The sequence below is a fragment of the Cetobacterium somerae genome (assembly GCF_022430525.1).
In the GTDB taxonomy this organism is placed as follows: Bacteria; Fusobacteriota; Fusobacteriia; order Fusobacteriales; family Fusobacteriaceae; genus Cetobacterium_A.
This window is the reverse complement of record NZ_CP092519.1, coordinates 844,528-868,813: the sequence shown is the minus strand read 5'-3', so window position 1 is coordinate 868,813 and position 24,286 is coordinate 844,528. Positions and strand designations below refer to the sequence as shown.

Genomic DNA, 24,286 nt, shown 5'->3' with positions numbered 1-24,286 from the left:
AATGGAAAAAGTATTAAATCAAAATGTTAAAACTAGAGCTTATGATAAAATAGATAGTTATTTTCAAATAAGCGAAAGAGATAGTAGCTTAAAAAGAGAGATTCTAGGTGGATTTACAACATTTTTAACAATCTCTTATGTTATTTTTGTTAATCCAACTATTCTTGCATTAACTGGTATGGATAAAGGTGCACTTGTTACTGTTACATGTTTAGCTACAGCTATTGGATCTATTTTAGGGGGAGTTTTAGGGAATGTTCCTATCGCTCTTGCACCGGGTATGGGATTAAATGCCTTTTTTACCTTTACTCTTGTTATGGGAAATGGTTTAAGTTGGCAAGACTCTCTTGGAATTGTTTTTCTATCTGGAGTTTTCTATTTAGTTTTAGCTTTTGGAGGAATAAGAGAAAAAATAATTAGTGCTATTCCTAAAAGCTTGGGTATAGCTTCTACTGTTGGAATTGGACTTTTCTTATCTTTAATCGGTTTAAAAAGTATGGGTGTAGCTATTCCTAATGCTAGTACTCTTGTAGCCTTCGGAAAGATTACAACACCTGTTGCATTATCTATTTTGGGATTATTTTTAATGTTTATATTTGATTTAAAAAAAGTTAGAGGTGGAATGCTTATTAGTATAGCTATTGTTTCACTGTTAGGAGTAATCTTTGGAGAGGTTTCTCTTCCTAGTATGATTTTATCATCTCCACCTAGCATAGCTCCTGTTGCAATGAAACTTAATATTATCAATGTTTTAAGACCATCTCTTCTTGGAGCTATATTCTCATTTATGTTCATAGATCTTTTTGACTCTTTAAGTGTTCTTTTATCTTGCTATAAAGAGATTCCTTTTAGAAATGAAGAGGAAAGAAAAAAAGGTCTTGGAAGAATGCTTTATGCTGATGTTATCTCAACTATGATTGGTTCTTTACTTGGAACAAGTACAGTTACTACTTATGGTGAGTCTGTTGCTGGTATTACAGCTGGAGCTAGAACAGGTTTAGCTTCAATTGTTACAGGTTTCTTATTTTTACTTTCACTTTTTGTTTCACCTTTAGTTGAAAGTGTTCCTGTATTTGCTGTTGCTCCATCTTTAGTTATTGTTGGAATTTTTATGTTTAGAAAAGTTTCATATTTAAACTTTAAGGATATGAAAGAGGCTATTCCAGCTTTTATGACAATTATTCTTATGCCTATGACTCACAGTATTGCCATTGGTTTAAGTTTTGGATTTATTTCTTACATTATCATTAATGTAGCTTGTAAAGAATATGATAAAATTTCTAAAACTCTTTGGATTATTGGAATTTTATCTTTCATTAATATAATTTTATAATTCTAAATTAAAAGCAGTTAGTTAAAACTAACTGCTTTTAATATCTTCTTATTTTTTTGAAAAACTTTTTTCAATATTTTTAAAATTAAAATTTTACTTTTTATTTATAATGTGATAAAATTAACAATATAATTTTATAAATAGGAGAAAAAATTTTATGAAGAAACTTAGTAACAGTACAACTATAATTATTTCTATGTTTTTAGGTATAATTGCTGGAATTCTTTTACAGGATAAGGCAGCTATATTTGCACCATTAGGAGATATATTTTTAAAATTAATTACAATGCTTATAGTTCCACTAGTATTTTTTAACATCATTCTTGGAGCTATATCTTTAGGTAAAACAAAATCTGCTGGAAAAGTTGGACTTTTAACTTTAGGATACTATCTATTTACATCGTGTATCGCTGTTGTTATTGGAATTGGAGCTGGATATATATTCAATCCTGGAGTTGGAGTTATAGTTCCTGCATCACTGTTAGCAAAAGAGGGTGCCTATGCAGGTGCAAACTCTGGATTAGATTTTTGGGGAACTATTATCAATATAATACCTGATAATCCTTTTAAATCATTAATCGAAGGAAATATTTTACAAATTATTTTCTTTTCACTATTCTTTGGACTATGTTTATCTAAAGTATCTGATGAAAAACAAAAACCAATTATAGATCTTTTAGAAACAGTTAATGAAACTTTAATAAAAATGATTGAAAAGATTCTTCTTTTAGCTCCACTTGGTGTTTTTGCACTGATGGCTAACTCTATTGCGCTTTTTGGTATTAATATACTTTTATTAGTTACAAAATTATTTTTAGTATTCTCTTTAGCTCTTGGTTTAATACATTTTATTATGTTACCAGGATTTGTTAAATTGTTTACTGGAATATCACCAATTAAATTTATTAAGAAAACTGCTCCTGCACAGATTTTAGCATTTTCAACTGCTTCATCTATGGCTACACTGCCAGTTAATACTGAGTGTTGTAAAAAGCTTGGAGTAAAAAACTCAACTGCTTCATTTATATTACCTTTGGGAGCTACTGTTAATATGAATGGAAATGCTATGCTTTATGGACTTGTAACAATGTTCTTTGCTCAGATGTTTGGAGTAGATCTTGGACCAAGTGAATATGTAGCAATAGTTCTTACATCTGTTCTTGGGGCTGTTGGAACTGCTGGGGTTCCTGGTCCATCACTACTTGTTGTTGCTGTTTTAGCTGCTGCTGGGGTTCCTGTTATAGCTCTTCCACTGGTATTTGGAATTGATAGAATAATGGATATGATGAGAACTTCTACTAACATCTTAGGAGATGCTTCATGTGCAGTTATTATGGAAAGTATCTTAAACAAAGAAAAAGAGGTTATATAACCTCTTTTTTTAATCTGATAATATTTTTGTTATATAATCCTCAATGTTTTTCTCTGTAGATAACTCATCTAACTCTTTTATTTCATCACATTTTTTAGAAAAATTTGTAATTTTTTTTACAACTTTAATTTGATTTTCCTCTTCCTCCCTTGAAGTTAATATTAAAAATATATTTTTAGTTAATTTTCCATCTAATGAGTTCCAGTTTATAGGATTTTCCAAACGTGCATATATTATTTTAGTTTTAGTTTCATCCTCCATATTTCCTTTGGGAATAGCTATACTATTCTGTAATCCAGAACAAACAATATCCTCTCTATCTAAAACATTTTCTAAAATATTAACTTCTCTATATTCTAATTTCAATAAATCTAAGAGTTTACTAATTACTTGCTCTTTATATTGAGCTTCTAACTTTATACCTGGATACACTAATACTTCGAAACTCTCTAAATAATTAAAACGCTTAGATGCAACTGCTAGCCAAGGACCATTAATTATAGATGATAAAATTGCTGCAAAAACTATGGCTACAAAAAGTTCTTTATTTAATAACCCAAAGCTTAAAGCTATCAAACTTACAACTATATGCATCTCTCCTCCAGGAGTATGAGCTATTGAAATTATATTTCTATACTTTATATTCTTCGATAAAGTTGAGCCAATCCATGCTCCTAAATACCTTCCTATAATACCTACAAATGTTATAAAGAGAGCTAAAAACAGATTAAAACTTTCAAAAAAATTAATCTTAAGTCCTATATTTACAAAGAACAGAGATGCAAATATAGAGTAGACAAAATTATGTACAGTATTTCTAGCACTTTTTGTAAAAATTGGTGAATCTCCAGCTACAATTCCAGCTATAAAAAAACCAAAAAGTGTATGAATTCCAATCTCTAAAGTTATCAGTCCAAAAACAACTCCAGTTGATATTAAAACAGCTAATACTCCTTGAACTCCATCACTATCTTGATTTACAACTTTTGAAAAAAGCCAATTTACAACTTTTTTCCCTACATTTAAAGCTAAAAATGTAAATACACCTGTGTATAGAGTTATTTTTATAGCTATCTCCCAATCAAAAAATTTCATTGAAAAAAGAGAAAGTAAAAGAGTAAATATAATCCAACCTATAATATCGTTAATTGTTAGTGCTGATATTATTAAAAATCCCAAATCACTTTTCATTATTCCAACTTCTCTTAAAGCTCTAATAGCTATGGGCAAAGCACTTATAGTCATAATAACTGAGATAAAAAATGAGGTTATAAACTTATTATCACTAAATTCAAAATACCTACTTGGTAAAAAATATATGAAAGCCATTGAAAATATTATAGGTACTATTATATCTAAAGTTGAAATAACTAGAGCATTTTTCCTTTGTTTCCAAATACTTGAAAAATCTACCTCTATTCCAGTTGATAAAAGAACTAAAAATAGTCCAAACCATCCTAATGTATCTAACATAGCTACTTGAACAAGATTTCGGGGAAATATAAAGTTATATATTTTAGGAAAAAATGACCCTAATATAGTGGGTCCTAAAATAATACCTACCAATAAATCCCCCGTTATAGTTGGCTGATTAATTTTTTTTAAAAAACTATTTACAAAATTTGTTAATATAAAGATTATTGATAACTGAAGTAGTAGATAAAATATATTAGTCTCATCAATTCCTATCATATTTTCCTCCTAACTTATAAATATATTAGTCTTTACTCTCTCTAAAATTTGGACTCCTAATTTATTCATAACTTTTTCTAGAAAAAATCTTTTACTTAAATTTCCCATTATCAATAAATCTTCCCCATCTATTTTTTCAATAAATTCATTTAAACTATTCTCTTTTGGAAAATACTTATAAAGTTCAACTTTTATATTTTTACTCTCTATTAGCTCAATTAAACTGTGATCTAATTCAGTATAATTCCATGTTAACACATCTATTTTTTTTATATCCTCTTTATAAAAATTTAAATAAAAATCATGAAAACTTTTATTTATCTTTACTCCATTATCACTTGTTAACACAATATTATCAAAGCTTAACTTCTTTCCCTTTAAAATAATCATTGGTTTATATAGCTTCTTTAAAATTTCTAATATAAAGTTATTTAGTCCAGGTTCTTCACTGATTAGGATAATATCAGTAGTTTTTAACAACTCTTTTACTGAATTACTATTTTCATCTATTAAAGATATATACTCACCTGTTAAATTTTCCTCTCTTAATTTTATGTTTAAATTTTTAAAAAATTTATCCTCAACTTTATTAACTATATCTTTTAAATTATCTTTACTTAAATCAATAATTGCAGGATTTACCATATATACTGGTTTTATAACATAACCATAATTTTCTTTTAAAAATTTACAACTTTCTATTAGATAGTTTAAATCATTTGTATTTTTAAAAATAACCATCGCTTTTTTCATTTTACCCTCCCTGCTATACATTTTAAAAGTATACTTATTTTATTTATTACTTTAGAATAGATAATAATCTTTTTTTATTTAGATTTATTTACAAGGATTTTTATTTTTTATTTGAAAAACTATATCAAGAAAAACTTTTAACTAGATACTTACTATAAAATAAGTTTTGGAGGAGGATTTTATTTGGATAATATTTTATTTTCCTTTCTTTTAACACTAGGATTTTCTGCTGGTGTTATGATTTAGGTTTCATTTATAGAGATTTTTCCTAAAGCTCAAGAAGCTCTTATTAGTGGTGCTGGAGAAAAAAATGGAGAGCATCATTTGTCTATTTATGGGTTGATTAGTGGAATGATTGTTATGGCAATTAGTTTATTATAGAAGAAGAGGTGCGTATGATTTGGGCTATTTTAATTGATTTCATAGGAAGTTTAGGGATATTTTTATATGCACTAGAATTAGTGTCAAAGGAAAGTCAAAAAGTTTTTGGAGAAAATATAAAAGAATATTTAAAAAGATTAACTGAAAATAAATATAAGGCTATTGCTACAGGAGCTATTGTAACAGGTATAGTTCAGTCCTCTTCAGTTGTATCAGTTTTAATTGTTAACTTGGTAAATTCAGGAATTTTAAATTTAAGAGATTCAATAGGATTAATTTTAGGAACGAATATAGGAACTACAGTAACAGGATGGATATTTAGCATTAAAATAACAGCTTTTTCAATACCTCTAATATCTGTGGGTAGTATAATTTATTTTTTCTCAAATAAAGAAGTAAAGAAATCAAAAGGAAAGTTTATCTTTGGATTTGGGTTGCTACTTTTAGGTCTTCAATATATGAGTAACTCTATAAACCCACTGAGAAATGATCCTAACTTTATAGCTCTTTTTACACTTTTCAAAGCTGACACATATTTTAATATAATAAAAGTTGTTGCCATAGGAGCAGTTGTAACAGCGATAATTCAATCATCATCTGCAGCAGTGGGGATTATTTTAGCACTAGGTCTTCAAGGGCTAATAAACTTAGAAACAATATTAGCTTTAGTGTTAGGAGCCAATATAGGAACAACAATAACACCAATTATATCAGCTTTAAATAGTAATTATGAAGCTAAAAGAACAGCTATGCTTTGTTTTTTTATAAAATTTATTTTGGCGATATTCTTTATTTTGATATTTCCTGTATATGTAAAAATTATAGAGACTTTAACAGTATCTAGTGGAATAGCAATAAAAACAGCAGTGGCAAATACTTTTGTAAATGTAATAAATACTGTTATATTTTTACCTTTTTTTGGAACGATAGAAAGAGTATTTTCTAATATTTATAAAGGTAAGATTGATAAAGTATCCATTTCAGAGACAGAATTAAATACATTTTTAGAGATAACATCAAATACAATGATAAACATCTTTAACAAAGAGATAGTAAAAGTTATGAAGATTATTGAAGATATTTTTTCAAAAAATGAAGAGAATGAAAGCTATAAAAAAATAGTGCTAATAGATAAAGAGATTACAGAATATTTTATTTTAAAATCAGGTACTTTAGAAAAAAATATAGATAGTTTTAAAATATATCGGTATATTAAAATTTTATCTGAATTGAAAACCATTGCTAAATATTTACTAAAAATAAAGAAAACTTTATCAAAAGAGAATCAAAAAAAAGAAATTACAAATTTTTATAAAATCTTAAATATTATCTTTAATGATATTAGAGAATCTTATGAGGATAAGAAAACTAATGGATTAGATGATACTTTAGAAAATATAACGTTTTTAGAAAAAGAGATAGTAGCTTTTCAAGAGAAAGAGACAAGTTTAGAAAATTTAAAAATATTAACACTATATAAGCGAGTAATAATTCACTTTAGAGATTTAGTAAAATTATATATAAGAAATTAAAGATATCAATTTATAAAAAAGAGCTTTAGAGTTTAGTCAACTTTAAAGCTCTTTTTATTTAATAACTTTCTTATCTCACATTTAAATTATGAATTATTCAATGATAACAATAATAGTTCTAAGGGGTTTAACCCACTCGTAAACATATTTAGCATGAGATGAAGCGTTCCTAACACACATTCTAGATCTAGGTGTTGACCCTAAAGTTGGAGAGTATTCAATAATCTCTGTTCTAGGTAGCTCTACTGGTATTCCATGAATATATCCTCCACCTGAAAATCTAGTTGCATATGGTGCAAATCCAGCAATTTCAGATGAACTTCCTAGTTTTAAATAATTCATTCTAGGTTTTTTATCTTGAACAACAAAAGTTCCTAAAGGTGTTGGATAGTTATGAGGTAACTTATCTAACCCTGTAGTAGCTGGATTCATACTTCTAATTAACCAAACATCATTATTGTTCTGTAAAGTAACTATATTTTGATTTCTCCTATCTATAAATATTAATTTATCTGTAGGTTCATTTAATATCTGTTTTACATACCTCTTTGGTGTCCACCACTCTCCATCTATACCCTTTATTTTTATTTTTACAAAACCATCCTTTTCTTCTATAATCCCCACTAAAGATCCATCCCATCCATATCTTAATGGTTTTTTATCTAACGATTGATATAGTGGTATACCTTGATATCTTCTAACACCATATTTATCTCTTTCTGGAGATGTTAAAAAACTTTCTAATTGAGCTGGATTACCATTTGAATTTTTAAAATTTCTTAAAGTTCCTATTTTAGGATATTTACTTTTAAATCTCTCTATGGCTGATATTTTATTCTCAATTTTTTCCCATTGAAACTCTCTAGATGTATTTTTATATTTATAAAAATTTTCTAAAGTGTATTTATTATAAGTTAACTCTTTTTTTAAAATAACTTCATTTGAAAAAGTTAAACTAAATAAAGTAAAAAGACCGATGATTATTTTTTTCATAATACCTCTCCTTCTAGATAGTTATTCTTCAATATATCCCAATGCTTTTAATATCTTTTCTCCTAAATTTCTATTTTTACCCTTATATGGATAGCAGTGGATATGTATTGCTGGATTAAAATTTAACTCTATTATAGCGTAATTTTCCTTTGGATTTGGATTTTTTATATCCTCTATCATCATATCTACACCACATATTCTAGCCCCCACGGCTTTAGAAGCCTTTATAGCAATCTCTTTATACGTATCTAAAATATCATCTGTGTAGTCTAAGCTATCCCCACCTGTACTTATATTTGAATTTTCTCTTAGGTATACAACTTCATCCTTTTTAGGAATATATTCCATCGTTAATCCCTGTCCTTTTAAAAATAGTTTTTCTGGATCCTCTAATTTTATCTTCTCTAAAGGAGTTTTATACCCAATACCTCTCAACGGATCTAAATTTTTTTCTTCTACGAGCTCTTTTATGCTTCTCTCTCCATCTCCTCTTACATTGGCAGGAACTCTGTGTAAAATACCAACTACTTCATCTCCTATAACAAAAATTCTATACTCTTTTCCTTTTACAAATTTCTCTATAAGAATTGCATTATCCTCTTTAAAAGCTATTTCCAATGCTTTTTCATAATCCTCTTTTGAAAACTCCTCTTTAAATATTGTAATACCAAGTCCAAAATTTGTAGATTTAGGTTTTATAACTGTTCCAGCTCCATATTTTCTATAGTCACTTTTAGCTTCTTCAATATTAAAATAATCTTTTCCTTGAGGAACTATAATATTCTCTTTTTCCAAAACTTTTTTAGTTACAACTTTGTTCTCCATAATAAGCATAGTCACATATGAATCTAAAGATGTCTTAGTAGCTTGTTTCACATATTCTACTTTCCCATTTTTTTCTAAATATACAAAATTTTCATCTCTATCTAAAATTTCAAATTTAACTCCATTTTTTATAGCTGCTTTTAATAGTATCTGAGTAGATAATTCCAAATCTTCAAATCCTTTAAGAGTATATGGAGTTTTTTTCATCTCAAGTAAAAACTTTTTAGCTTTATCTATATGAAATTTTACAAATCCTTTTGTTCTTACTCCTTTTAAAACTAAATCTGAATATAAAGTATTAGATAAAACTTTATTCTTTTGGTATTGTAAAGTACTCTCATCTTTACTTGTAAATACTCCTATATTTTTTAAATGTCTTTCTATCTCTTCTAAAATAACCATAGAGTATTCTTTAGGTGAAACACTTTTATCCTCACAGCAAATTAATCTAAATTCATCTGAATTTCCTCTATTTGCAAGTATCTCTTGATTTTTTAAATATCTAAAATAATCTTTCTCCTCAAAAGGCTCATCATCTTTTAAGAATAAAAATAATATAAATAGATGTAAAAATTCTAAATCTACTTTCTCTATTCCTATCTCTGAAAATGGATTTAAATCTATTGATCTAAACTCTAAATACTCAATTCCACTATTTTTTAACTCTTTTAATATCTCTTTAGGGTTTTTTGTTTTTAATCTAATTGGACTATAGTACTCTTTTGCACTTGAAATACTCTCTTTTTCTATTAACTTCTCCAAGCTTTCAACATATTTATCTACATTTTCATAATTTACAAAAAAATCTTTTTCATTTCTATAACCACAGCTACCATTTCTAAAAGAAACTAAATTTTCAAAATAGTATGTATCATCAGTAAATTTTTTCATTTTGTCTATACATTTTTGAAGGTATGTCTCATGAATAACAGGGCTTGCACCTAATAGATATATAATCATCCAACCATATTTAAAGTAATTTCTAGATATTTTTAAATAAATATTATTTTTAAACTCTTTAAATGATATTTTCTCCTTAGATAACTCATATAGCTCCTTTAAAAATTCATCGTCAAAAGAAAAATTAAAATGTATTCCTGATAAAAGTTGTTTTTTTCTACCATATTTTAATGCTAACTTTTCTCTATATCTCTCTAACTCTTTATTTTGAGGAAACTTTCCAAGTGGAATTAACTCCTCAGATGGTAATATTGGAGGTACACTTTGAGACCATAAATATTCATCTTTTAAATTTGTTGCAACTATCTCATGAATATTTCTTAAAAAATCATAAGCTTTTTCTACACTATTTACTGTAGGAGTAATCATTTCAATTTGACTTTCAGAAAAATCAACTGTTATATAAGGATTTTCTGTTTTTTCTCCAAAAATCTCTGGATGAGGTGTTGTAGCTAGCTCTCCGTTTTCATTTACCCTCACACTTTCTTTTTCAATTCCAAATCTTCCCTTTTTTATATCTGCCCCTAAAGAATTTTCTTTAATAATTTTTTCTATTGTATTCATTTTTTATCAACTCCTTCATTTAAGTATTTTTTAAAAATCAATGGTGATAAAATTCCTTTCACTACACTCGATAACGCTATACTTATCCATACTCCATTTAATCCAAAATACTCTTCTCTTGATAAAATCAAAGCAGCTGGTATTCTTAACGATGTAAATATTATACTTATTATTGATGGTACTTTTGGTTTCCCAATTCCACTGAAAGCTCCATTTGTTACTATCTCATAACACATAAATAATTGAGATAATCCTATTATTCTCATATAATTTATAGAAATCTCTACTGTTTCAGGTTTTTCTACAAATATTTTAACTAAATATCCAGGAAAAAATATAAATATTCCAGTAGTTATCACTCCAATTCCTGTACAAAGATACATAGCTGTCTTATATCCAGATTTTATTCTATCGTCTAGACGTGCACCATAATTTTGACCTATAAAACTTGAAATAGCACCTTGTAGACCAGCTATAGTCATAAAAGTTATAGACTCTATTTGTAAACCAATTTTTTGAGCCGCAATAGCATCTGGTCCCCACTGAGATATTATTTTTGCTATAGCTATTCCAAATCCTGTAAATAAAACTCTTTGAATAGCAATTGGAGTTCCTAAAATCATCATCTCTTTCATTTTATTCCAACTTTTTGATATATAACTTTCAAGTCTAAAATAATCTTTTGATTTTTTTACAAATAAATATGTATTTATTCCCTCAGCTAAAACTGTAGCTATTGCAGCACCAGCTACTCCCCAATCGAACACAAAAATAAATATAGGATCTAAAATTATATTTAAAATAACTCCCACACTACTTATTTTAAAAGGTAACTTACTTTCACCATAACTATTTAAAATTCTTGTATATAAGAAATTAAAAAACTTGAAAATCAATCCAACTCCACCAATAATTAGATATATTTGAGCCATTTTTTCAACTTCATTTTCTAAATTAAAAAATTTTACTAAATTTTTAGAAAAAATTACAATCGGAAGAATAAATAATATTGCCATTAAAAAATTTAAGGTACATGATGCTTTTATATACTCTTTAGTACTTTCAATATCCTTCGCCCCTATTACATGAGAAACTTTTATTCCTGCTCCTATTACAATCATTGAGTTAATTGCATATCCTAAATTTATAAAAAAACTTGCAGTTCCAACTGCTGCTACAGCATTACTACCTATTTTACCCACCCAAAACATATCTACTAATCCATATATCATCTGTAAAAATGATGATCCCATTATTGGAAAAGCTAATGAGAGTAGTATTTTTTTTATGTCTCCTGTTGTTAAATCTACTTTTTTCATAAAATCTCCTTCAAAGTATATTAGTTTTTTCTAATATGACTTTAACACTTTTCATATATTTTGTCAAATTAATTAGATAAAAAAAGATGTGATCTCTCACATCTTTACTAACTATCTAGTTCTTATCCTGCTTTGGAAATGGTATATAATCAACTAAAATATCCACGAAAGATTGAATGTTTCTCGTTTGAATAATTACTTTTCCTCTCCCCTTAAATGTATTTAATAATCCCTCTCCTGATTTAAATCCAAATAAACCACTTGCTATTTCTAATCTATAATCTAGTGTTTCTTGCCAACAAACTACATGACCATTGTCTATTTGAAAAGGTTGTGAACCATCTAACTCTATCTCAATTAAATCTCCAAATCCATTGACTAAAAGTTCACCTTCCCCTTTAGATTTTAAAATAAAAAATCCACCTGTTCCTCCTAAAATAGAGTTTAAAAGTCTTTTTTGTCTTGTCGATGTATAATCAACTGAAGTATTACATGCTAAAAATGCTCCATCATTAATATACCATTGATTTCCTGAAGATACATTTAAAACTTTTATATTTCCAAATCCTTTTGGAGCAACTGCAACTCTTCCCGAAGATTTAGCTGTAGCTACAGATGTAAAAAAGCTTTCTCCTCCTAAAAATGCTTTCCCTATAGCTGCAAAAAAACCACCATTAACTTTCCCCTCTAAATTTATACATCCATCTTTATAAACCATACAACCTGGTTCAATTCGAATACTTTCTCCCTTTTCTAACTGAAATTCAACAAGAGATGCACTTGTTGATGATGTTTGAACTATTTTCAATTTTCTCACCTCGTAATATTTTTATAAAACTACACTAAATTTAAAATTATAATAAATTTATTATAATTTTAAAACTTTTTTAACTATTTTAATAGTCTAAAGTTTATAAGTGTTAAAAGATAAAAATAATTAATCCCTAAAAAAGCCTCTAATTCATAGAGGCTTTTCTCCTTTTTAAATGATTTTCTAAAATATAATTATTAATTTTTTCAATAATGTCATTTAAATCTAAAATATTTATAATATTTGTATTATTTTTTAAACTCGCTTCATCACTCAATATTAAGTCAAACTTATTATTATAAATTTCTCTATTTATTTTATAAAAAAATGATGGTTCTATTGTAAACTCACAATTAATAAAATATCTTTTCAATTCATTTCTTAAAAAAGTATCATCTATTATATTTACTTCATTAAATAATAATAAAATTTTACTAGAGTTCATTTTATTTTTATCTAAAATGATTCTTTTCAATATTTGAATCATCTTAACTTTATCACTAAAATATATTTCCATATTTTCTTTCTTTAAAATATCATTAAAAATATTTAAAAATATCAAATCAATATTTTTTAAATCAAATTTTTTAACTTTTAATATTTTTCCTTCATATTTAAAAATAGAATAACATAGTTTTTTTAATAACATTTTTTTATAATTATCTTCTATATATTCTAAATTAAATATTTCTTTTATACTTGGTAAAATTTTTTTGGCCTTGGATAAAATTTCTGGCTCGAATGGTACCGCACTACTTAAATTATTCGCTAAAAAATAAAAAACTTGTTCTTTATATTTTAAATCAAATTCTTTCAAATGATTATTTAAACTATTTCTAAGATTATCATATTTACGATAATCTTCATCTAACTTTAAATCAATATTTTCAAATACTTTAACACAGATATTTAAAGCAGATAAAAATGCAATTAAAAAACTACTAAAAGAAATTTTATTCTCTTTAAAAACTTTTCCTAAATTAATAGTCAATTCTGTTATATTATAATTTTTTAAAACTTCATCTAAAAGATTGACTCTATTTAAAGAAAAGTCAATTTTAAAAAAATATTTAACTAAAGTTTTAAAAAAAATATGTAAATCTGTAGGAGAAATATAATATAGTTCCATTCCTTTCCCATGAACATATATATACTTTGATCCATTTTTATTTAAACTATCTTTTACTTTTGTAAAAATTCTAAAAATAGTACTTCTTGATAAAGCAAGTTTATCTCTCTCCTCTTCTAAATTTATAAATCTATTATGAACAAATTTTACATACAAATAATCATGTATTTCATCTGAAGTCATTAATATTTTTTTATTAAATAACTCCTCTTGTTGTTGTTTTGATAAAAAAATAATATATCTATCCTCATTTAATTTTATTTTTGGGTAGTTTTTCTCTTCTAAAAAATTATTTATCTGCTTTATTGATTTACTTATAGAACTCTTCTCTAAATCTAAATACATTGAGAGTTCTTCCAATATAAAACTATCTTGTAATAAAAGCATTAATATTCTAATATTAGTATCATTCATTTTATCCCCCTATTACTAAAAAAAAAATCATATATATTCTATTTAAATAATACTTTTTAGTATAATTTTAATAAAATATATATGATTAAAAACTTATTGGTGCCTGAGGGGGGACTCGAACCCCCAAGGTGCAAACACCGGCGGATTTTGAGTCCGCTACGTCTACCAATTCCGTCACTCAGGCCTTTCGTTGTTATTTTATACCAATTAGAGAGCTTTGTCAATAACTTTTCTATTTTTTTAAAGGAATACTTTATCTTTATCCGTAAATAATTTAAAGTTTAGTATCCAAATTTTTTTAATAATTTTAAGGAGGTATCTTATATGCTTAAGAGATTTATTTTTTTATCAGTTTTAGTCTCTGCTTTAGTTGGATGTGCAAATAATGGTTTTTATAACACTCCAATGGTTAGAAGAGATGCACTTGGTGGAGCTGCTGTTGGTGCAATAGCTGGTCAACTTATTGGTAGAAATACTGCTGGTACTTTGATTGGTGCTGGAGTAGGTGCTCTTGCTGGAGCTGCTATTGGAAATGAAAGACAAAAAAACTATTATAGAAACAGATACTATTATTAATTAGGAGGTTTTCAATGAAAAAAATATTATTATTTTTATTCTCTCTTACTCTTTCTGCAAGTATACTAGCTAGTAGTGACAATTACAACTTTCCTAAGCTAAAAGAAAAAATGGAAAAAGATGGTTATAAATTAGAGTATGTGAAAAAAGATGAGGGATTCAGTTTTAAAAAAGGGGATTCTCATGTTGAAGTTACAGATTATAAAAATTATGCTAAGTTAAATGATGCTATAGCTAACTCTATAAACTTATTAGAAGAAAAAGGATTTAAACTAGTTCCTCAAGAGTGTGACTTTGGAAATGGTATATTAGTTTTTACTAATCCAACTATAAAAAATTACGCTTTTGTTCTTTCTGCAAATTATAAACAAAATATTATGTTAAATACTGGTGGAGCACCAAAAGAGGTTGAATTCTCTGTAAAAACTTTACAAGAAACTTTAAAACCTACTAAAAAATAAAAATATTTTTTTATTTTTTCTTGACATATTAAAAATTTAGCAGTATTATTATAAAACATAAAACAAAAAAAATTTAGGAGGAAGATATGTCGCAATTGTTCGTTGTTTTAAACTCATTACATCATCATCATAGATATTAGAGTTTGTTCCTGTGAATTTTTCATAGATACAGACTCTTGTTGTATTGCAAACTTGAGTCTGTATCTATGATGACAACGAAAAAGAAAAATATCTCTTCTTTTAAAGCCATCTAGATACGTTCTAGGTGGCTTTTTTGTTTTTAATAATCTATTAAGGAGGAATTTTATGAAAAAAATATTTAAACTTTTATTATTGACTTTCACTATATTTTCAATATCTTTTGCTAAGGATAATGCTTTAAAAAATCTTCAAGAAAAAGGAGAGATGGTTATTGGTCTTGACGATACTTTTGCTCCTATGGGATTTAGAGATGAAAAAGGAAATATCATTGGCTTTGATATTGATTTAGCTAATGAAGTTGCTAATAGAATGGGAGTTAAAGCTATCTTTAAACCATGCGAATGGGATGGAATAATATTTGATTTAAGAAGTAAAAAGATTGATTTAATTTGGAATGGTCTTACTATAACTCCTCAAAGAGAGCAGCAAATAGCTTTTTCTACACCTTATTTTGATGATGATCAAATTGTTATTGTTAGAAATCCTAATATAAAATCTTTTGAAGATTTAAAAGGGAAAAATATTGGTGTCCAATTAGGTAGTGCTTCATACTTTGCCTTTGAAAATTCGCCTTTATCTAAAACAACTGGTAAAGTTAATAAATACTCTACAAATGTTGAAGCTCTTTTAGATTTAGAAGCAGGTAGAACTGATGCTGTTGTTATTGATGCTGTTGTCGGTAAATACTATGTTGCTAAAAAAGGTGACTTTGTTGTTTTAAATGAAATTTTAGATAAACAACAAATGGGAATTGGTATGAGAAAGCAAGATTTATCACTAAAAAATAAAATAGATGAAACTTTAGCTAATATGAAAGCTGACGGTTCATTTAATAAAATTTACCAAAAATGGTTTGGTAATAACTAAAACTTTATTTTAAGGAAGGATTATTTATGGAAAACAATTTATTTTATATACTACAAGGATTAACTCTAACTTTAAAACTTTACTTCTTTACTTTGATTTTATCTTTACCTTTAGGAATTTTACTTTCTCTTGGAAGAGTTTCAAAAAATAAAATATTAAATGTTGGAATTCAAATATACACATGGATATTTAGAGGAACACCTCTTTTATTACAACTTTTCTTCGTTTATTATGGTTTACCTGTTTTTGGAGTTGTTTTAGAACCTTTTCATGCAGCACTTATAACTTTTACAATTAATTATGCTGCATATATATCTGAAATTTTTAGAGGAAGTATTTTAGGAGTTGATTCTGGGCAATTTGAAGCTGCTCAAGTTTTAGGTTATAGTTATTGGCAAACTATGTTTAAAATAATTCTTCCACAGAGCTTAATTACAGCTTTACCAGCTCTTTCAAATGAAGCTATTGCTCTTATTAAAGATACCTCTTTAGTTTCTGCTATTGGAATGGCTGAAATACTAAGAAATTCAAAAGAGATTGTTACAAGAGAGTTTACAATTACGCCATTTATTATATGTGCTGGAATCTACTTAGGATTATCAACTGTTATCATTTTAATTTTAAAAAATATCGAGAAGAAGGTGACTATATAATGGCTATTCAAGTTAAAAATTTAAATAAATCTTTTGGAGAGAACAATGTTTTTAATAATTTAACTCTAGAAATAAAAAAAGGAGAGATTGTCTCAATTATTGGACCTTCTGGAAAAGGAAAATCAACATTTTTGAGATGTCTAATTGGCCTTGAAGAGTTTGGTTCTGGTGAAATTATATGCAATCGAAAAAGAATGGGTATGGTTTTTCAAAATTTTAACCTTTTTCCAAATAAAACAGTATTAGAAAATATTACTGAACCTCTTATATTAGTTGATAAAATTGAAAAAGCTACTGCCATTGAAAAAGCTAAAAAACTTCTAGAAAGAGTTGGATTATCTGATAAGGAAAATACTTATCCCAAATATCTTTCTGGTGGACAAAAACAAAGAGTCGCTATTGCTCGTGCTCTAGCAAAAGACCCTGAAGTTTTACTTTTTGATGAACCTACTTCAGCTTTAGACCCTTTTATGACTGCAGAAGTTTTAAAAGTTATTGAAGAGTTAAAAGATAATAAAGATATGACTATGGTTATTGTTAGTCATGAAATGGATTTTGTTAATAAAATCTCAACTAGAATAATTGAGTTTTAAGCTTTGCTTAAAACTCGCTCCCTACATATATCTTACCATCAATAACTCTACCTGTTATTTTAGAACAAGCTCCATAGTTTTCTCCTTGAAAAAACTCCAAATAATCACTTTTATATCTTTCAATTGTATTTAAATATCCAAAAAGTGCTCCATTTGAACTTCCAGTTGCTGCTTCCTCATCTATTCCATAAAGTGGTGCAAAATTTCTACAATAAACTCTATTGTTTTCAATAGTATATACGTGATATCCCACTGCATTATAATCTTTTGATATATACTTTATTTTTTCTAAAACAATCTTTAAATTATTTAATACCTTTCTATTTTTAACTGGAATCAATATATCTCTTAATCCACTATATCCAATAACTATTTCTAAATTTTCATGTAACTCCTCTTTTTTTACTCCTATGGAGTTCAATATTTTCTCTATTTCTGATATCTTCTCTATTTTTATACTATCTTGTTCTAAAAATATCTCTCTTTCTTCTACTCTAACTTTTAAATCCTTAAAATCCAACCTTTCTATATACTCCCCCTCTCCAATAATGCCAGTTTTTTTCAAAATATAAAAAGCTCCTAAAGAAGCATGACCACAAAACTCTATTTCACACTGAGGAGTATAAAATTTTAATTCAAATATTTTTTCAGATATTTTTTTTACAAAAACTGTCTCTGAAAATCCCAAATCTTTAGCTTTTTTTTGACACTCCTCTTTTGAAATATCCTCTTTTAACATTACTACTCCAGCTTTATTCCCACCTTTTCCATTATGTGTAAAAACATTAACTACAAACTCCATAACTCTCCTTTTTAAAAATAAAAGGGTATACATAAGTACACCCAATTCTTTTTATTTATTCAGTCTTTTTGCTAACTCTTGAACAGCGTATGAAGCTACATCATCTGCATATGTTCCAGTTCCAAATCCAGCATCATATCCCAACTCTTTAGCTAACTCATGAGTGATTCTAGCTCCACCACAAATTACCAACATCTTATCTCTTAATCCCTCTGCCTCTAACATTTCAATAAGCTCAATTAAGTTTTTAATATGAACATCCTTTTGAGTAACTGTTTGAGAAACTAAAAGCACATCAGCACCTATTTCAATAGCTTTAGCTATAAAGTCCTCATTTAAAACCTGACTCCCCATATTTAAAGCCTCTATCATTTCATATCTTTCTAATCCATAGTGTCCTGCATAACCTTTCATGTTCATTACAGCATCTATTCCAACAGTATGCGCATCTGTTCCTGTACTTGCACCTAATACAACTATTTTTCTTCCAATATTTTCTTTTACAAACTTATCAGTTTCCTCCATTGACCAAGTTGTTGATTCTACTTTTGGAACATAGATAGACTCATAATCAACTGTATGAGTACAGTTTCCATAACAGTTAAAAAATGTAAATCCATCTGTTAACTCTTTAAAGTATGAAACTTGTGGATTTTCAAATCCCATTTTCTTCATAAGTTGTTTAGCTGCTTCAACTCCCTCTGCTCCTGCTGGAACTGGTAAAGTAAATGAAAGTTGAGTTTTTCCATCGTTCATTGTATCTCCATATGGTTTAACTGCTTTTAAATCTAGTGTTGTATCAAATGTTCTTTCTTCCATTGAATATAATCCACCACTCATTACTTAACCCCTCCTAACATTTTTGGAATAAACAGATTCATATAGCTAGAACCCTTTTCTACAACTCCAGCTAATCCTTTTCCACCTGTTCTACTTCTTTTTATATCTGCAAAAGTTCCCTTTTCTAGTGAATTAAATAGTCCATCTTCAACCATTTTCTCAAGTAGCTCCACTGATTCATCTAAAACAAGCTGAGCTCTTTTTTGAATTATTCCATCTGCTTTAAACTCAATTTCAGATCCAAAATCTCTCATATTGTTAAATATATATCTTGCATTTTCTATTGATAAATATCTATCTGACATAAATGGTGTATGAATAGCCTCTGTCATCATTCCTAACAGTTGAAGTCCTTGTCCTGTCATTATTGCAACTTGATTAAATAGTGCATCTTGAATGTGCCCTTTAAATATATTTCCTGTCATAAACTTTGTAGGTGGCATATATTTTAATGGTGCCTTAGGGAAGATCTCTCTAGTCATTTGTGCTTGTGCTAATTCTAGTAAGAATCCATTTTCTAACTCTGGATCCATTTCAAATGCATGTCCTAATCCCATCTGCTCTTCAGGAAGACCTGCCATAAATGCTAATTGCTCATTTATTAAATCTGATGCTAAAACTGTATGAGCATTTTCCACTGCATCAGCTGTTGTTAAGTAGTTGTCCTCTCCTGTATTTATTATAACTCCTGCAAATCCATTTATTACTCTTGAGAAGAACTGGTCAACTAATGTTCTTTGCATATTTATATCTCTAAACAAAATTCCATATAATGCGTCATTTAACATTACATCAAGTCTTTCTAAAGCTCCCATAGCTGCAATCTCTGGCATACAAAGACCTGAACAATAGTTACAAAGTCTTATATATCTTCCTACCTCTTCTCCAACTTCGTCTAAAGCTTTTCTCATAATTCTAAAGTTTTCTTGAGTCGCAAAAGTTCCTCCAAACCCTTCTGTTGTGGCTCCATAAGGAACATAGTCTAATAAACTTTGTCCTGTAGTTCTAATAACAGCTATTATATCTGCTCCTTGTCTTGCTGCAGCTTGAGCTTGTATAACGTCCTCATATATGTTTCCTGTTGCAACTATTACATATAGATAAGGTTTTGGTCCCTCTCCAATAGTTGTTAAATACTTATCTCTTTGCTCTCTATTTGATTTGATTCTTTCTACAACTTTGTTTACAACAGGTTCTACTGCTTTTTGAACCTCATCTTTACTATGTTGTTTAATCTTAGTTAGATCCAACTCTCCAGAACTTACTTTTTCAGCTATCTCTTGAGGAGACATTCCTGTTTCTAGCATAGCGTTTCCTATAAAATACATTACCCCTTCTGATAAAACACCCTTATCTTTTAAATGATCTACCACAATGTTTGGTAATGGTACCTCGTCACAATCTACTCCATCTATCTCTAACAATCTACAAATTGTTCTTTCAACTGCAACAGTTGTATATGAGTCTACAAATTTTTGCACATCTACTGCTATATCTTTAGCTAGTCCTCTAGCTTTATCTACCTTATTAAAATCTAAACCTAACTTACTTTTAAACATTAACGTCCTCCTTATAAATACTTATATGCGTTATTTATAATATCTTCATCTATTTTTAATAGTTTTCCTATTGTCAATGCTTCTTCTGGAACACTATCATCATCTACTTCAATTAGAGAGTAATCTATATAATCTTCAATATTTTTACAGTTTACATCCTCTTCTATTTCTGTTTTTTTAATCCCTTTAACTCTTAGCTTTACAACATCTTCTCCAACTTGATCATAATGAGTTGTTATTACAGACTCTATAAAATAATTATTAAGAATCGTTATTACACTTTTTAAAAGAGCTCTACCTTCTTGTGGATTAGTCGTTCTTGCTAATTCATCTATTAAGACAAGAGGCCTTACACCTTTTTTTATCTTTTTAACTATTCTATCTATCTCTAACATCTCTGCTGCAAAAGATGATAGTCCCTCTTCTAAAGATTGAGTATCTCCAATTGATAAGCATATCTCATCAACAAGTTGTATTTTTCCCTCTATTGCTGGAATATAAAATCCCATTTGTGCCATATTTTGTACCAATCCTAAAGTTTTCAATGTAAGAGTTTTTCCAGACATATTTGCTCCAGTTATAACTGTCACGCCATTGTGCAATGTTATATCAACCTTTTGGTATGTCTTGTCTTTATCCTCTAATATTTTTAAAACCTTTGGATTGAAAACACCTTTAATCTCAGTTTTATTTGTAAATATAGGTTTCACTAAATTTAATTTCTGAGCTTGGTGTGCTTTTGCTAAAATTAAATCTAAATATCCTAATCTTTTTATAGAACTTTTTAAAACTTGATTATAGTTTGATAATTTCCTACTAATAACCTTTCTTACATCATCTTCCAACTGCATCTCAGTTTCATATAATGTCTCATCTTTAGTTTCTTTTATTGCTTTTCTAACTTCAGATAATTCTATGGAGTAGGAACTATATATATGAAAACTTGCTATTCTAAGTTTATCTGGATCCAATATATCAATTACTTTTTCCAAATTTTGAGGAGCTAAAAATTTATAATTTTCACTCAAAATTTCATATATCTCTTGGGAGATCATGGAAAAAATTTTAATTTCAAAAAGTTCAACATCATCTAATATATATCCATTAGACAATCTATTTATAATACTCTCAATATCTTTTAATGCTGATAATTTTCTCTTTAGTGTAGTATAAATCTTGGGATTATTTTCTAAAAGAGTTATTACACTTTGTAAATTTTCAAACTCTTTTTCCAATTTCAAAATATCTTTTGAAAACTCAACACTTTTTAATGTTCTTTTTCCCAATCTACTAACTATATCTAAGGTGTCAATTATATAATCAAATCCTATTTTTTCAAAGTTCATAACCTTCCTCCCTTAGATTAACAACAGGTACCTCTGTAAACTCCTCTATAGCTTTTATGAGCTCCTTTGAATCTAATATCTGCCCTGTTGGAGCCACTGGATTAACTGTTATTGCTACTAGTTTTGTTTTTAATAATACCTTTAATTTCCCACCTTTTCTTATAAATCTACTTAGTATCTCTCCAGATACAAATACTTTGGTAAAATCTTTTACAACTATCTCTATGTTTTTTAAAAAACTCTGCTTTGTTAAGCTCTCTATAAATCTTTCTGTTAAAACTCCTGTTATATAAAGAGAACAATTCTCTTGAAATATATTTTCTTCCAACTGTGAAAAATTTAGTATTGATTTAATTGGTAGTTTATTTATAATATCTTTTTCCCATATAATTTTATAAATTCCATCCTCTAAATCTATTATTTTCTCTTTTCTTTCCCTCTCTAAACTATCTAATTTTAAAAGATTTATAACATGCTTTGTTTTTTTTATAACCTCTTTACTATTAATAGAAACTGCCGCTCCTGTTGATAGAACTATTCCCTCTGTAATAATAGGAGACCCCACACTTAAACGTGATAGGGCCCCATCTACTAATACACTGTCTACACCTTTTTCTAGAACTTCCTCTATAATATCTTTTACCCAAGTTCCATTAGATGGTCCAGATAGTAAAACTTTTCCCTCTCCTAGGGCTCTTGCTGTTACAAGACGCCCTAGAGCAGTGGATTTTTCACTAACATCTAAAATTTCAGCTTGAAATCTCTTTTTTATATAGTGTTTTTCACTAGTTACAAAAATCATCCCTTCATAGATTGTTATTTCAGGTTTTGATGTATCTGTCACTATGTCAACTGTTTCTCCATCTATTCCTATTGAGGTAACGGCTGTTGTAACCCCTTCATCCTTCAATCTTTTTAAGATATAATTCATAGTTTCTGTCTTACCAACATTTTTTTCTAATCCAATAGTTGCTATGCTTTTATAATTTTTTATATCTTTTATAAAGGGCATGATTCTCTCCTTTCAAGCTTTCTATATATTAATGAGCGTTTCTTTGTTTTCTATCAAGTTGTCTTGGCTCTAAAGTCTCTTCACATCCACTCATAAGTCCTGCAACTCCAACTTGTTTTTTCTTTGTTTCACCTTTACAAACATCACATTCACAAGTATTCTCATAGTTTGTAGGTTGAGTATATGTTGTGATTACTCCCTCAAAGTTTCTAAGAACAACTTTATCTGGAGATTGAGAGATTATGTAGTTTGGCATAACTGGAGTTTTTCCACCTCCACCTGGAGCATCTACAACAAATGTAGGCACTGCATATCCTGATGTATGACCTCTTAATCCTTCAATGATTTCAATACCCTTAGATACAGGTGTTCTAAAGTGCTCAATTCCCATTGATAAGTCACATTGATAGATGTAGTATGGTCTAACTCTCATTTTAACTAAGTTGTGAACTAAATCTTTCATTATATGCACACAATCGTTTACTCCTTTTAATAAAACTGATTGATTTCCTAAAGGAACTCCTGCATCTGCTAGCATATTACAAGCTTTAATTGCTTCTGGAGTTATCTCTTTAGAGTGATTAAAGTGAGTATTTAACCAGATTGGGTGGTATTTTTTTAACATGTTACAAAGTTCTGGAGTTATTCTTTGAGGCATAACAACTGGAGTTCTTGATCCAATTCTTACAATTTCAACGTGAGGAATCTCTCTTAATTTACTAATGATATGCTCTAAGTTCTCATCAGATAAAAGTAATGGATCTCCTCCAGAAAGTAGTACATCTCTTACTTGAGGTGTATTTCTTATATATTCAATAGCTTTTTCAATTCTTTCCATTGGTAAAGCATGGTCTGTTTGCCCTGCAAATCTTCTTCTTGTGCAGTGTCTACAATACATCGAACACATATCAGTTACTAAAAGTAATACTCTATCTGGATATCTATGAGTTAATCCTGGAACAGGTGAGTCCCCATCTTCATGAAGTGGATCCAATTGATCTGCCGCTGATTTATGTAGCTCATTTATAGATGGTACTGCTTGCATTCTAACTGGGCACTTAGGATCATTAGGATCCATTATACTTAAATAGTATGGAGTAATTCCCATTCTAATAGTTTCTAAAGACTTTTTAATCCCCTCTTTCTCTTGCTCTGTTAATGTCATTAAACTTTCAAGTTGCTCTAAAGTCTCTATTCTATTTCTAACTTGCCATCTCCAGTCATTCCACTGCTCATCTGTTACGTTAAATCTTTCTCTCAAATTCATCATTGATAAACTCCTCCAAAATTTTCTATCG

Annotated in this window: 21 protein-coding genes and 1 tRNA gene; 8 read left to right on the top strand and 14 right to left on the bottom strand. The window is 28.1% G+C overall.

The genetic code is table 11. The features are described 5' to 3' along the window. Position 1 precedes the first annotated feature (1 nt). Positions 2 to 1,333, top strand: coding sequence for an NCS2 family permease (locus MKD34_RS03895; protein WP_240219842.1), 1,332 nt, complete (start codon positions 2 to 4; stop codon positions 1,331 to 1,333). Positions 1,334 to 1,490: 157 nt separating this feature from the next. Then, the gene (locus MKD34_RS03890) at positions 1,491 to 2,705 is read left to right on the top strand and encodes a dicarboxylate/amino acid:cation symporter (protein WP_023050650.1); all 1,215 of its coding nucleotides are present in this window, start codon (positions 1,491 to 1,493) and stop codon (positions 2,703 to 2,705) included. Positions 2,706 to 2,714: 9 nt separating this feature from the next. On the opposite strand, the gene MKD34_RS03885 is transcribed toward MKD34_RS03890, so the two are convergent. Both MKD34_RS03885 and MKD34_RS03880 read right to left on the bottom strand, forming a co-directional pair. After that, complete coding sequence (locus tag MKD34_RS03885; protein WP_240219841.1) at positions 2,715 to 4,397, bottom strand: cation:proton antiporter domain-containing protein; 1,683 nt, start codon at positions 4,395 to 4,397, stop codon at positions 2,715 to 2,717. Positions 4,398 to 4,406: 9 nt separating this feature from the next. Then, positions 4,407 to 5,150: a hypothetical protein gene (locus tag MKD34_RS03880; protein ID WP_240219840.1), complete on the bottom strand. Its 744-nt coding sequence runs from the start codon at positions 5,148 to 5,150 to the stop codon at positions 4,407 to 4,409. 395 nt (positions 5,151 to 5,545) lie between these two features. Between MKD34_RS03880 and MKD34_RS03875 the strand changes: the two genes are divergently transcribed. Beyond that, positions 5,546 to 7,063, top strand: a complete 1,518-nt coding sequence (locus tag MKD34_RS03875; RefSeq protein ID WP_240219839.1) for a Na/Pi cotransporter family protein — start codon at positions 5,546 to 5,548, stop codon at positions 7,061 to 7,063. 93 nt (positions 7,064 to 7,156) lie between these two features. Here MKD34_RS03875 and MKD34_RS03870 read toward each other — a convergent pair whose 3' ends face one another. The 6 genes from MKD34_RS03870 to MKD34_RS03845 form a co-directional block, all read right to left on the bottom strand. After that, positions 7,157 to 8,056 carry a L,D-transpeptidase gene (locus tag MKD34_RS03870; RefSeq protein ID WP_240219838.1) on the bottom strand — a complete coding sequence of 300 codons (900 nt, stop codon included), beginning with the start codon at positions 8,054 to 8,056 and terminating at the stop codon, positions 7,157 to 7,159. A gap of 21 nt (positions 8,057 to 8,077) precedes the next feature. Beyond that, a complete protein-coding gene (gene gshAB, locus MKD34_RS03865; protein WP_240219835.1) occupies positions 8,078 to 10,405 on the bottom strand; it encodes a bifunctional glutamate--cysteine ligase GshA/glutathione synthetase GshB in 2,328 nt (775 codons plus the stop codon). Next, positions 10,402 to 11,724, bottom strand: a complete 1,323-nt coding sequence (locus MKD34_RS03860) for an MATE family efflux transporter (RefSeq protein ID WP_240219827.1) — start codon at positions 11,722 to 11,724, stop codon at positions 10,402 to 10,404. The genes gshAB and MKD34_RS03860 overlap by 4 nt, the downstream gene beginning before the upstream one ends. 115 nt (positions 11,725 to 11,839) lie before the next feature. Next, on the bottom strand, positions 11,840 to 12,532 hold the full coding sequence (locus MKD34_RS03855; RefSeq protein ID WP_240219825.1) for a TIGR00266 family protein: 693 nt from the start codon (positions 12,530 to 12,532) through the stop codon (positions 11,840 to 11,842). Positions 12,533 to 12,680: 148 nt separating this feature from the next. Next, a complete protein-coding gene (locus MKD34_RS03850; protein WP_240219823.1) occupies positions 12,681 to 14,078 on the bottom strand; it encodes a BglG family transcription antiterminator in 1,398 nt (465 codons plus the stop codon). A gap of 97 nt (positions 14,079 to 14,175) precedes the next feature. Continuing rightward, positions 14,176 to 14,262, bottom strand: a tRNA-Leu gene (locus MKD34_RS03845). Between the two features lie 140 nt (positions 14,263 to 14,402). On the opposite strand from MKD34_RS03845, the gene MKD34_RS03840 reads away from it, so the two are divergent. The 5 genes from MKD34_RS03840 to MKD34_RS03820 all read left to right on the top strand — a co-directional run bounded on the left by MKD34_RS03840 (position 14,403) and on the right by MKD34_RS03820 (position 17,429). Then, complete coding sequence (locus MKD34_RS03840) at positions 14,403 to 14,654, top strand: glycine zipper 2TM domain-containing protein (protein WP_240219821.1); 252 nt, start codon at positions 14,403 to 14,405, stop codon at positions 14,652 to 14,654. A gap of 14 nt (positions 14,655 to 14,668) precedes the next feature. After that, the gene (locus MKD34_RS03835) at positions 14,669 to 15,115 is read left to right on the top strand and encodes a hypothetical protein (protein WP_240219819.1); all 447 of its coding nucleotides are present in this window, start codon (positions 14,669 to 14,671) and stop codon (positions 15,113 to 15,115) included. 306 nt (positions 15,116 to 15,421) lie between these two features. Next, on the top strand, positions 15,422 to 16,183 hold the full coding sequence (locus MKD34_RS03830; protein ID WP_240219818.1) for an amino acid ABC transporter substrate-binding protein: 762 nt from the start codon (positions 15,422 to 15,424) through the stop codon (positions 16,181 to 16,183). Positions 16,184 to 16,209: 26 nt separating this feature from the next. Beyond that, positions 16,210 to 16,836, top strand: a complete 627-nt coding sequence (locus MKD34_RS03825) for an amino acid ABC transporter permease (protein WP_240219817.1) — start codon at positions 16,210 to 16,212, stop codon at positions 16,834 to 16,836. Continuing rightward, positions 16,836 to 17,429 (top strand): amino acid ABC transporter ATP-binding protein, encoded by a 594-nt coding sequence (locus MKD34_RS03820; RefSeq protein ID WP_240219815.1) that lies wholly within the window; start codon positions 16,836 to 16,838, stop codon positions 17,427 to 17,429. Before MKD34_RS03825 ends, MKD34_RS03820 begins: the two co-directional genes overlap by 1 nt. A gap of 7 nt (positions 17,430 to 17,436) precedes the next feature. Here MKD34_RS03820 and MKD34_RS03815 read toward each other — a convergent pair whose 3' ends face one another. Genes MKD34_RS03815 through kamA form a run of 6 tightly spaced genes read right to left on the bottom strand, consistent with a single transcriptional unit; the run spans position 17,437 to position 24,258 of the window. Continuing rightward, on the bottom strand, positions 17,437 to 18,231 hold the full coding sequence (locus MKD34_RS03815; protein ID WP_240219813.1) for a PhzF family phenazine biosynthesis protein: 795 nt from the start codon (positions 18,229 to 18,231) through the stop codon (positions 17,437 to 17,439). 51 nt (positions 18,232 to 18,282) lie between these two features. Continuing rightward, positions 18,283 to 19,071, bottom strand: coding sequence for a lysine 5,6-aminomutase subunit beta (gene kamE, locus MKD34_RS03810; protein ID WP_023051624.1), 789 nt, complete (start codon positions 19,069 to 19,071; stop codon positions 18,283 to 18,285). Next, positions 19,071 to 20,630: a lysine 5,6-aminomutase subunit alpha gene (gene kamD, locus MKD34_RS03805; protein ID WP_240219811.1), complete on the bottom strand. Its 1,560-nt coding sequence runs from the start codon at positions 20,628 to 20,630 to the stop codon at positions 19,071 to 19,073. The genes kamE and kamD overlap by 1 nt, the downstream gene beginning before the upstream one ends. Before the next feature lie 11 nt (positions 20,631 to 20,641). After that, the gene (kamC, locus tag MKD34_RS03800; RefSeq protein WP_240219809.1) at positions 20,642 to 21,976 is read right to left on the bottom strand and encodes a lysine 5,6-aminomutase reactivase ATPase KamC; all 1,335 of its coding nucleotides are present in this window, start codon (positions 21,974 to 21,976) and stop codon (positions 20,642 to 20,644) included. Beyond that, a complete protein-coding gene (kamB, locus tag MKD34_RS03795; protein ID WP_240219807.1) occupies positions 21,966 to 22,988 on the bottom strand; it encodes a lysine 5,6-aminomutase reactivase subunit KamB in 1,023 nt (340 codons plus the stop codon). The genes kamC and kamB overlap by 11 nt, the downstream gene beginning before the upstream one ends. 28 nt (positions 22,989 to 23,016) lie before the next feature. After that, a complete protein-coding gene (gene kamA, locus MKD34_RS03790; RefSeq protein WP_240219805.1) occupies positions 23,017 to 24,258 on the bottom strand; it encodes a lysine 2,3-aminomutase in 1,242 nt (413 codons plus the stop codon). Positions 24,259 to 24,286 lie beyond the last annotated feature (28 nt).